Source organism: Rodentibacter sp. (genome assembly GCF_057314195.1).
In genome coordinates, this window is record NZ_DBHLAM010000052.1 from 19,558 (window position 1) to 30,416 (window position 10,859).

Below are 10,859 nucleotides of genomic sequence, written 5' to 3' on the forward strand. Positions count from 1 at the left end.
ACAATGCAAGAATTTCTGCCAGACGCAATCGAATTTGCACATAAACACACCCTACTGACTGTTTCTTGGGTTGCGATTTTCGCCATGGTAATTTACGCCTATTTCAAATCCGCCACCGAAAAATTCAAAACCGTTCAATATTCCGAAGCAATTCGTTTAATTAATAACGAAGACGCCTTGGTGGTGGATTTGCGTACATTGGACGAATTCCAACGCGGTCATATTATTAATAGCATCAACCTACTTCCGAGCGACATCAAAAACACCAACCTCGGAAAAATCGAGCAACACAAAGAAAAAGCATTAATTTTAGTGGATGCGAACGGCGTGAACGCATCGACGTCCGCCGCGTTATTAAGTAAACAAGGATTTAACAAAGTTTACGTATTAAAAGAAGGTATCTCGGCTTGGACAGGCGCAAATTTACCGATCGTTAAAAAACATAAATAAGGATTAACACTATGTCACAACAAAACCCACAACCTGAAGTCGCCGCCGAAGAATCCCAAGCGGTATTTCAAATTCAACGTATTTACGTGAAAGATGTGTCTTTCGAAGCGCCGAATCTTCCGCATATTTTCCACCAAGAATGGAAACCTAAATTGGGCTTTGATTTAAACACCGAAACCGTACAATTAGGCGATGATTTATATGAAGTCACCTTACACGTCACCGTGGAAACCACCATGGAAGAATCCGGTGACCTCGCTTTCATTTGTGAAATCAAACAAGCGGGCGTGTTCACCATCAGCGGCTTGGAAGATGTACAAATGGCACATTGCCTAACCTCGCAGTGTCCAAACATACTGTTCCCTTACGCACGCGAATTAGTGTCGAGTTTAGTAAATCGCGGAACCTTCCCGGCATTAAATCTTTCCCCGGTAAACTTTGATGCGCTATTCATTGAGTATATGACTCGCCAGCAAGAAGCTGAAAACGCGCCTGCCGAAGAAACGAAAGAAATGCAACATTAATTCTCGACAAACTGGGCAGATCTTTGATCTGCCCTTTATTTTTGAGGAAAAATCATGCCAATTCAATCTCCCGTCACCATCCTTGGCGCGGGCTCCTACGGCACCGCATTGGCGATATCTTTTTCACGTAACGGTTCGCCTGCTTATCTATGGGGACATAATCCGGCACACATCGAACAAATGCGGGCGGAAAAACAAAATCGCCGTTTTCTACCGGATATTCCGTTTCCCGACGAATTACACCTTGAAAGCGATCTGGCGCAAGCGCTAAACCGTTCTCAAGATATTTTAATCGTCGTACCAAGCCACGCGTTTAATGAAATTCTTGAGAAAATTAGACCACATCTACAGCCGCATCATCGTTTAATTTGGGCAACCAAAGGCTTAGAGCGTGACAGCGGACGATTACTGCAAACGGTGGTGGAAGAACGGCTCGGTACGCAATATCCGCTAGCCGTGCTTTCCGGCCCGACTTTTGCCAAAGAACTGGCACAGGGTTTGCCAACTGCGATTACTTTAGCATCTAACAATGCGTCGTTCGCACTGGAATTTCAAGCGCGCATTCACTGCAGTAAGCATTTCCGCGTGTATGTGAACCAAGATATGATCGGCGTGCAACTCGGCGGCGCTATTAAAAACGTAATTGCGATCGGCGCCGGTATTTCCGATGGCATAGGCTTTGGTGCCAATGCGCGCACCGCATTGATTACGCGCGGCATCGCAGAAATCACTCGCTTGGGCGTGTCGCTCGGCGCAAATCCGAATACCTTTATGGGAATGTCCGGCTTGGGCGATTTGGTATTGACTTGCACCGACAACCAATCGCGTAACCGTCGTTTCGGCTTAATGTTGGGCAAAGGATTGGATACGCAAACAGCGATGTCAAACATCGGGCAAGTTGTCGAGGGCTTTTACAATACCAAAGAAGCCTATTTACTGGCACAACGGCAAGGTGTCGAAATGCCAATTACGGAGCAAATTTATCAAATGCTCTTTTGTGGCAAAAACGCACAAGAGGTCGCATTAAGTTTGCTTGGACGCGAACGTAAAGGCGAATAAGGAGAAAAAATGACGTTAGAAGTATGGCGACATATTCGTCAAGAAGCAAAAGCATTAGCTGAGTGTGAGCCGATGCTCGCCAGCTTTTTTCACTCGACTATTTTAAAACATCAAAATCTTGGTAGCGCTTTAAGTTATTTGCTCGCCAACAAACTTGCCAATCCGATTATGCCGGCGATTTCTTTACGTGAGATTATCGAGGAAGCCTATAGCGCCGATCCGAAAATTATCGATTGCGCCGCCTATGATATTCGCGCGGTGCGCCAGCGTGACCCGGCGGTGGAATTGTGGTCAACACCGTTATTGTATTTAAAAGGTTTTCATGCGATTCAAAGCTATCGCATCACCCATTATTTATGGCAACAAAATCGAAAAGCCCTTGCCCTTTATTTGCAAAATCAAATTTCTGTTGCTTTTGATGTGGACATTCATCCCGCCGCTAAAATCGGCCACGGCATTATGTTCGATCACGCCACCGGTATCGTGGTAGGCGAAACCTCGGTAATTGAAAATGATGTATCAATTTTACAAGGTGTCACCTTGGGCGGTACCGGCAAAGAATCCGGCGATCGTCATCCAAAAGTACGTGAAGGCGTGATGATTGGCGCCGGTGCTAAAATTCTTGGCAATATCGAAGTGGGCAAATACGCCAAAATTGGCGCCAATTCCGTAGTACTCCAATCGGTTCTCGAACACGCCACCGCTGCCGGTGTCCCCGCCCGTGTTGTAGGACAAGACAAAGGCGCCAAACCGGCATTCGATATGAATCAATATTTTATTGATGATGGAATAAATTTAAATATCTAAGGAAATAAAATGCTCAACAAAGACACCCGACTCTGCATCTCTCTGTCCGGTCGTCCCGGTAATTTCGGCACGCGATTTCATAACTATCTTTACCAAAAACTCGGCTTAAATTTTATTTATAAAGCTTTCACTACCGACGATATCGAACATGCAGTGAAAGGCGTGCGGGCGTTAGGGATTCGTGGTTGTGCCGTGTCCATGCCGTTCAAAGAAAGTTGCATGCCGTTTTTAGACGAAATCTCCGCCTCCGCCCAAGCTATCGAATCCGTCAACACCATCGTCAACGACAACGGATTTTTACGCGCCTATAATACTGATTACATCGCCATCGTTAAACTTATTGAAAAATATCAACTCGATCAAAACGCTTCTGTAATCATACAAGGCAGCGGCGGCATGGCAAAGGCGGTAGCGGCGGCATTTAAAAATTCCGGTTTTGAGAACATCAAAATCTTCGCCCGCAATGAAAAAACCGGCAAACACTTGAGCGCGCTTTACAGCTACGATTACATCAACACCCTCGTCAATCAAACCGCCGATATTCTGATTAACGTTACACCAATCGGCATGCAGGGTGGCAAAGATGAATTTGAACTTGCTTTCCCCGAAGCCATGATCCGCCAAGCGAAAACCGCTTTCGACGTGGTTGCCCTGCCCGCTGACACCCCACTGATTAAAACCGCCCGAGCCTTAGGAAAACAAACGATCTCCGGTGCGGAAGTTATCGTCTTACAAGCGGTCGAACAATTCGAACTTTACACCGGCAAAAGACCAACTGAAGAACTCATTGCTGAAGCCGCGGAATATGCGAGAAACAATGCATAACGTGCGGTGAATTTTGAGCCTGTTTTGAGCTTACGATAGCGCGGGTGAAAATTAGCGGCGATTTTTACTGCAATCGTAAGCCACAGCGTTTTTCGGATAATCGTAGCCTGTTTTCACTTGTCGGTAATCCACTCGGCTACATTTCTTCAATATAGGATCATCTTGTTCGACTACTTGAATAACGATGGGAAAGTCGATTCTTTTATCGTATGAAGACATCGGGCCGAAAGGTCCCCACAACGGCACAGAGGATTCCACGATAACCGCGCCGTCTAATAAAAAGCCGACGCCTTTCAAATCAGTTGCGTTGAAATTACCGTCATGCGTAAATCGACACGGGTCATTTCTGGTTTGGTATCCATGCCCCTTTGTTGAGCTAAGGATGAAGCAATTAAAAACACGATCTCCATCAATTTCCCAATAATAAGGTTGCCCCTTAACAGCCACATAAGGTTCGGGAAGTGGGTGGCGCGGACTTTCACAGGCGGTTGCCAGAATGCAACAAAAGCAAGATAGGAGTATTTTTACAGTTTTCATAAGCTATTAAATTTTTCGATAAAGCCAGATATTAAGCGTTTTTAAACGGTTAAGAACGCCTTTTCCCGAAATTATATCGCAGTTGCAAATGTTGAAATTACCCCTGCAAAATAGCACCGCATTGGAGCCACTTTCAATGCGGTGCTATCGTTTATGCTTAATTTAAACGGTTTGTGCATTTGCTACATAATTTCGTCTTTTCAATTATGAGAGCAATTTTCTCGCCGCCTCGACCACTACGGAAACCGCTTTTTCTTCCGTCTCTTTCATCGTCGATTCATTCGGTATTTCTTGTTGAGTGCGATTGACAATCACGCCCGCCACCATGCCCGCACGCAAACCGAGCGCATTACACATTGTGAACAACGTCGCCGATTCCATTTCGTAGTTCATCACATTCAGTTCTTGCCATTGTTTAAGTAGGCCTTGGTAATCGCGATAAACTTTGCCGCTATAAGTATCGTAACGTTCTTGGCCCGGATAGAAAGTATCGGAAGACGCCGTAATACCGACAAAAGGCTTGAGCCCCTTTTCCAGCACCGCATTGAACAGCGCCGTAGTGCATTCAAAATTCGCCACCGCCGGATATTCGATTGGCGCAAAATGGCGACTCGCGCCATCTAAACGTACCGCCCCGGTGGTAATCAAAATATCGCCCACATTAATATGCGGCTGAATCGCACCGGTGGTACCAATACGCAAGAACGTACGCACGCCAAGTTGCGCCAACTCTTCCACGCAAATAGAAGTGGACGGCCCGCCGATACCGGTGGAACACACTACGACCGCCTGTCCGTTCAAATACCCCAGCCAAGAGGTAAATTCACGCGTGCTGGTAAGGAATTCGGGATTATCAAGTCGTTTCGCGATGCGTTCGCTACGCGCCGGATCGCCGGGCACAATAGCGAGTGTGGCACCTTTGAGTTGAGATTTGGTGAGATTAAGGTGGAATACATCTGACATAGTCGTCTCCCTATTGTCGTTTTGTTTGAGATTGTAGCCTTTTCTTTTGCTCACACAAAAGAAAGTAGCAAAGGAAAGCGCCTCCGACTAAACCGCCGCTCCTTTTTTGCGTTTAGGTGAACCTCTGATTTAGCACCGCATTGGAGCCTTATCCGACAAGGGTTCAATGCGGTGCCGAAAGGCACGCTTAAATCACGCGCCGGTAAATCTACTGTGTAAATTGCCCGAACGAGAATGAAATTTTTAGAACAACAATGCCGTCGGACGAAACCCAATGAAGCGATGCCTACTTTTTCAGGGCGCCTAAAATTCCCCGCATAATCTGCTTTGTGACCTCATTACGAATGTTGCGCCCTACCGATTTTGCCACGCTGTTCACTATTTGTTCCGTAGGGCTAAGTTTTTCGCCACGTTTTTGCGGGCCGAAAAGTATACGGCTGAGGCTGCCGAAAAGACCGTTGTCTTCTTGCGCCTGTTTTTGTTGCTCGGCAGTTAAATCCGCCTGTGTGTTTAACACTTCAAATGCCGATTCGTTATCCACATAATCTTTATAGAACGCGTACAACTCGTCGTCTTTCACCCAAGCGGCGCGCTGTTCGACGCTAATCGGCGCCAATTGGCTTTTTGGTGGAAAAATAGAGGCAATTTCTACCGGTGTCGGCATGCCTTTTTCATCTAAGAAAGAAACCAGCGCCTGCCCCACGCCAAGGGTGGAGATGGCTTCCACCACATTCACTTTAGGATTAGAACGGAACGTATCCGCCGCGGATTTCACCGCTTTTTGATCGCGCGGCGTAAAAGCGCGTAAGGCGTGCTGCACGCGGTTGCCAAGCTGACCGAGCACGGTATCCGGCAAATCCAGCGGATTTTGCGTGACGAAATAAATGCCCACGCCTTTGGAACGAATTAAGCGCACAACCTGTTCCACTTTATCTACCAATACGCTTGGCGCACCGTCAAACAGCAAATGGGCTTCATCGAAGAACATCACGAATTTCGGTTTGTCGGGATCGCCTACTTCCGGTAATTGCTCGAACAATTCCGCCATTAGCCACAGCAAGAACGCGCTGTACATGCGCGGAGAGTTAATCAATTTTTCCGAATTAAGCACGTTAATTACGCCGCGCCCGTCTCGGGTTTGCAGCCAGTCTTCCAAATTCAGTGCCGGTTCACCGAATAAATTTGCCGCACCTTCATTTTCCAGCGTTAATAAAGCGCGTTGAATGGCTCCCACGCTGGCGGCAGACACATTGCCGTATTCCACTTGGAAGGTTTTGGCGTTTTCCGCCACATACTTCAACATGGCGCGCAAATCTTTTAAGTCAATAAGCAATAAACCTTTGTCATCAGCCACACGGAACACCAGATTGAGCAAGCCTTCTTGAGTGGCGTTTAAATTTAATAAACGGGAAAGTAACAACGGCCCCATTTCGGAAATGGTGGTGCGTAGCGGAATGCCGGTTTCGCCGAATACATCCCAGAACGATACGGGATAACCGCTTAAATAGCTTTCGCCACCTAAATTGAATTGTTCGATGCGTTCGGCGATTTTACCTTGCATGCTACCCGGTCGTACCAAGCCGGAAAGGTCGCCTTTCACATCCACTAAAAATACCGGTACGCCGTCATCACTGAAAGCTTCCGCCATTTTACGTAAGGTGACGGTTTTACCGGTGCCGGTGGCACCGGCGATTAAGCCGTGACGGTTAGCCATTTTGGCGGTAATGCCGAGCGTGTGCCCCAGTTCGTTACGGGCAAGATCGTATTGCATAAATGTTCCTTGCTATTTGTGTTTTTTGGCGTAAGGAATAATAAGGAAAAAACCAATTACGGTCAAAAATAAGAGGTTTTCGGGTATAATTCCTCGTGTTTTATTAGGAGTTTGAAATGTCGAAAGCAAAAATTTTGATGATAAAAATTGGGGAAGTCGAACAACTCACTTTTGCGGACGGTTCGATGTATGAAAGTGCGATTCGCAAACGGCCGGTCAATGCGGTGCTGATCCATGAGTGTGGCGCGGTCGGCAATGATGTGGGCTTAAAAAAGCACCACGGCGGGCCCGACAAAGCGCTATTTTTTATGTCTGATGTATCTTTTCCCGCATTAAACGAATTGCTTGACGAAAATTTTACTTACCACGGCACGGCAATTTACGGAGAAAATTTTGTGGTGTCGGGCTTTGACGAGGATTCCGTGTGCGTGGGCGATCGCTTTAAAATCGGTTCGGCCGTATTGGAAGTGTCGCAACCGCGTAAGCCTTGTGAGCGCTTATCGAAAAATACCGAAAATGAAAACACTCAAAAAATCGTGCATCAGTCCGGTTGGACGGGTTGGTATGTGCGTGTAATTGAAACGGGCGAAATCACGAAAGGCGACGAAATGATTTTGCAATGTCGTCCTTATCCGCAATTGACCATTCGTCATTTGAATCGCTTATTGTCAGGCAAACCGACTACGGAAGAATTGGAACAAGCCCTTGCCGTCGAGGAATTGGCGCCGGCATTTAAACGCTCGTTAAATTCACAATTAAGCAAAATTCAGGAAATTAAAAATGCGGCCTAATTCGAGCGAATTTTTTAGCTCCCTTTGCCCTTGTCAATCAGGCAAGGATTACCGCACTTGTTGTGGCTTATTTCATACGCATCAAGCACAACCTACAACCGGCGAGCAACTGATGCGCTCCCGTTATTGCGCCTACGCGCTGAAAAATATTTCTTATATTGTAGAAACTACCGTACCCGCCCAACAAACTTTGCTCGACATTGCGGCGTTGCAAAATTGGGCGGAGACGACACAATGGCTCGGCCTACAAATTTTGCGCACGGAAGCCTTAACAAAAAATCATTGCACAGTGGAATTTAACGCTCTTTTTAAGGGAGTTAAAGGAGGAAAAGAGGGCGAACAATCGCATCATGAACGTTCGATTTTTGTGAATATGAATGAACGTTGGTACTTTGTGGATCCCACCGTAATGCTGCCGACGATGAAACAACCTTGCATTTGCGGTTCTAGTAAAAAATTCAAACATTGTTGCGGGGCATGGTTATGAAATTAAGTTCGTTTTTACAACGTTTTTACTTGCGCTTCAAACAAAACAAACTCTCGCAAGCCGCCGGTGCGCTTACTTACAGCACCATGTTGGCCATTGTGCCATTGATTATGGTGGTATTTTCTATTTTTTCTGCCTTTCCGGTGTTTAACGAAGTGACCGATGCACTGAAAGAATTTATTTTCGCCAATTTTGCACCTTCCGCCGGCGATGTGGTCGGGCGATATATCGATGAATTTGTGAACAATTCTAAAAAAATGAGTGCGGTGGGTATCGTGAGTCTCATCGCTGTGGCATTAATGTTGATGAATTCTATCGATCGTACGCTCAATGGCATTTGGCAAGGCACCGACAGCCGCCCGATTTTTACCTCATTTGCCATTTACTGGCTGATTTTAACCCTTGGCCCTTTGCTTATCGGTGCCAGCATTGCGGCGAGCGCGTATGTGAAGGCGATGCTTACAAGCGCCGAACATTTATCCTTCGGCCTGAAGTTGCTCGGTTTGGTGCCGTTTTTATCTACTTGGTTTATTTTCACCGTGATTTATATGGTGGTGCCGAATAAAAAAGTCAGCATCAAACATTCCGCAGCCGGCGCCTTGATTGCAGCGCTGTTTTTCACTTTAGGCAAACAGGCGTTTGCTTGGTATATCGCGACGTTTCCGTCCTATCAATTGATTTACGGCGCCATGGCGACCTTACCAATTATGTTGTTATGGATTCAACTAAGCTGGATGTTCGTGTTGCTCGGCGCACAACTGGCGGCTGTACTGGCGGAAACGAAACCGGGAAAAATACACTTGGAAAATCAAACGAATAGAGAAACAATATGATTGCATTAATTCAGCGCGTAACCCAAGCCAAAGTGGAAATTGACGGTGAAATCGTCGGACAAATCGGCAAAGGCTTGTTGGTATTACTCGGTGTAGAAAAAGAAGATGATTATACAAAAGCGGATAAATTAGCGGAAAAAGTATTGAATTACCGTATTTTCGGCGATGAACACAATAAGATGAATCTTAATGTACAACAAGCGGGTGGTGAATTACTGGTCGTATCCCAATTTACTCTGGCCGCCGATACGCAAAAAGGCTTGCGCCCGAGCTTTTCAAAAGGCGCTGCACCGGCTCTTGCCAACGAATTATACGACTACTTTTCGCAACGATGCGCAAAAAAAATTCGCGTGGCGAACGGCCGTTTCGCCGCTGATATGCAAGTCAGTCTGACCAACGACGGCCAGGTGACATTCTGGTTAACGTCGTAACGATATAACGGCGCTATCGTTCAAGTCGCTTTTCAGCACCGCATTGGAAGCGCACCGAAAGGTATTCGGCGACGAGAAATGCATTTTCGTCTCAAACAATCGAATGCGGTGCCGTACGGTCAGACCGTAAACAACCAGAATGAAATCTGTGATAAAAAAACAACGAAAACGGCTGCTTTACTTGCGCAATTTAATTAATTCAACGGCGTGGTCGGCGCCTTTGGTTAAAATCAAATCGGCACGTTCGCGCGTCGGCAAGATATTTTCGCGCAAATTCAGGCCGTTAATGTTTTCCCAAATACTAGCGGCTGTAGCAATCGCTTCTTGTTCAGACAGTTTGGCGTAATGTTTGAAGTAGGAATTTGGATCGCTAAAGGCGCTTTGGCGAAATTTCAAGAAGCGTTTGATATACCATTCTTTTAACAACACCTCTTGCGCATCCACATAAATGGAAAAATCCACAAAATCGGAAACAAAGGTTTGATTGCTGTTATTACCCGCGGTTTGTAACACATTCAGCCCCTCTAGAATCAGAATATCGGGCTGCTTGATCTCGGTAAATTCGTGCGGAACAATATCGTAGGTTAAATGGGAATAAATCGGCGCTTGCACTTTTTCTTTGCCGGATTTGATTTCAGCCAAAAAGCGAATTAATTTTGCCGTGTCATAAGAAACAGGGAAACCTTTTTTGTGCAGTAAATTATCTTGCTTAAGTTTTTGCAACGGATGGAGGAAACCGTCGGTGGTAATAAGATCGACTTTTCGTTCATTCGGCCAATGCGAGAGCAACGATTGCAAAATCCTCGCCGAAGTGCTTTTACCTACCGCAACACTGCCGGCGATGCCAATAATATAAGGGACTTTCGGATTTTGTACGCCAAGAAAACGATTGAGTACCGTTTGGCGGCGGAGGTTTTCTTCAATGTAATAATTAATCAAACGAGTGAGAGGTAAATAGATTGTGCTCACTTCATTTAGCGAGAGCGCTTCGTTAAAGCCTAATAAAGGCTTGAGATCTTGTTCGGTGAGTTTTAACGGCACCGATTTTCTTAAGTCCGCCCATTGTTCACGGCTAAAGCTTAAAAATGGAGTGAGTTGGTTTGAGAATACCACGTTTGATTAGGTGAATTACTGAAAATCGTTGGGGGAAAAATATACCTTATAAAGGGCAGCCGTGCATTGTTTTTCTTAATATTTGTCGAAAATAACAACCCAAAAATAATGATTTTGCTTGTAAATTAGGCGAATAACGAAAAAAACAGTTTTTTTTAGAAAAAAGACTTGTCAGCTAAACTTTTTTACATATAATACGCCTCACTTATTTACGACGCCGACTTAGCTCAGTAGGTAGAGCAACTGACTTGTAATCAGTAGGTCATCA

General features: G+C 45.7%; 13 protein-coding genes. 9 read left to right on the forward strand and 4 right to left on the reverse strand.

What is annotated here, in order from left to right; genetic code table 11:
- Positions 1 to 3: 3 nt before the first annotated feature.
- From ACO59Y_RS07595 to ACO59Y_RS07615, 5 genes are read left to right on the forward strand one after another with little or no spacing between them, the layout of a single operon-like run.
- The gene (locus tag ACO59Y_RS07595) at positions 4 to 450 is read left to right on the forward strand and encodes a rhodanese-like domain-containing protein (protein ID WP_486132067.1); all 447 of its coding nucleotides are present in this window, start codon (positions 4 to 6) and stop codon (positions 448 to 450) included.
- A gap of 11 nt (positions 451 to 461) precedes the next feature.
- On the forward strand, positions 462 to 974 hold the full coding sequence (secB, locus tag ACO59Y_RS07600; protein ID WP_373603616.1) for a protein-export chaperone SecB: 513 nt from the start codon (positions 462 to 464) through the stop codon (positions 972 to 974).
- Between the two features lie 54 nt (positions 975 to 1,028).
- Positions 1,029 to 2,033: an NAD(P)H-dependent glycerol-3-phosphate dehydrogenase gene (gene gpsA / locus ACO59Y_RS07605; protein WP_486132069.1), complete on the forward strand. Its 1,005-nt coding sequence runs from the start codon at positions 1,029 to 1,031 to the stop codon at positions 2,031 to 2,033.
- Between the two features lie 9 nt (positions 2,034 to 2,042).
- Positions 2,043 to 2,840: a serine O-acetyltransferase gene (gene cysE, locus ACO59Y_RS07610; protein WP_373603614.1), complete on the forward strand. Its 798-nt coding sequence runs from the start codon at positions 2,043 to 2,045 to the stop codon at positions 2,838 to 2,840.
- A gap of 9 nt (positions 2,841 to 2,849) precedes the next feature.
- A complete protein-coding gene (locus tag ACO59Y_RS07615) occupies positions 2,850 to 3,665 on the forward strand; it encodes a shikimate 5-dehydrogenase (RefSeq protein WP_486132072.1) in 816 nt (271 codons plus the stop codon).
- Between the two features lie 51 nt (positions 3,666 to 3,716).
- On the opposite strand, the gene ACO59Y_RS07620 is transcribed toward ACO59Y_RS07615, so the two are convergent.
- The 3 genes from ACO59Y_RS07620 to ACO59Y_RS07630 form a co-directional block, all read right to left on the reverse strand.
- Entirely contained in the window at positions 3,717 to 3,962 is a 246-nt protein-coding gene (locus ACO59Y_RS07620) for a hypothetical protein (RefSeq protein ID WP_486132073.1), read from the reverse strand.
- A 444-nt stretch (positions 3,963 to 4,406) separates the two neighbouring features.
- Positions 4,407 to 5,165 (reverse strand): uridine phosphorylase, encoded by a 759-nt coding sequence (gene udp / locus ACO59Y_RS07625; RefSeq protein ID WP_486132075.1) that lies wholly within the window; start codon positions 5,163 to 5,165, stop codon positions 4,407 to 4,409.
- A gap of 286 nt (positions 5,166 to 5,451) precedes the next feature.
- A complete protein-coding gene (locus ACO59Y_RS07630) occupies positions 5,452 to 6,936 on the reverse strand; it encodes a helicase HerA-like C-terminal domain-containing protein (protein ID WP_486132077.1) in 1,485 nt (494 codons plus the stop codon).
- 116 nt (positions 6,937 to 7,052) lie between these two features.
- On the opposite strand from ACO59Y_RS07630, the gene ACO59Y_RS07635 reads away from it, so the two are divergent.
- The 4 genes from ACO59Y_RS07635 to dtd are packed head-to-tail and all read left to right on the forward strand — an operon-like array spanning position 7,053 to position 9,478.
- Positions 7,053 to 7,727, forward strand: a complete 675-nt coding sequence (locus ACO59Y_RS07635; protein ID WP_486132079.1) for an MOSC domain-containing protein — start codon at positions 7,053 to 7,055, stop codon at positions 7,725 to 7,727.
- A complete protein-coding gene (locus tag ACO59Y_RS07640; RefSeq protein WP_486132081.1) occupies positions 7,717 to 8,214 on the forward strand; it encodes a YchJ family protein in 498 nt (165 codons plus the stop codon). Before ACO59Y_RS07635 ends, ACO59Y_RS07640 begins: the two co-directional genes overlap by 11 nt.
- Positions 8,211 to 9,047: a virulence factor BrkB family protein gene (locus tag ACO59Y_RS07645; protein WP_486132083.1), complete on the forward strand. Its 837-nt coding sequence runs from the start codon at positions 8,211 to 8,213 to the stop codon at positions 9,045 to 9,047. The genes ACO59Y_RS07640 and ACO59Y_RS07645 overlap by 4 nt, the downstream gene beginning before the upstream one ends.
- On the forward strand, positions 9,044 to 9,478 hold the full coding sequence (gene dtd, locus ACO59Y_RS07650) for a D-aminoacyl-tRNA deacylase (RefSeq protein ID WP_486132085.1): 435 nt from the start codon (positions 9,044 to 9,046) through the stop codon (positions 9,476 to 9,478). Before ACO59Y_RS07645 ends, dtd begins: the two co-directional genes overlap by 4 nt.
- Positions 9,479 to 9,655: 177 nt before the next feature.
- Here the strand turns inward: dtd and coaA are convergent, their stop codons facing one another.
- Complete coding sequence (coaA, locus tag ACO59Y_RS07655) at positions 9,656 to 10,591, reverse strand: type I pantothenate kinase (protein WP_373603605.1); 936 nt, start codon at positions 10,589 to 10,591, stop codon at positions 9,656 to 9,658.
- Positions 10,592 to 10,859: the final 268 nt, after the last annotated feature.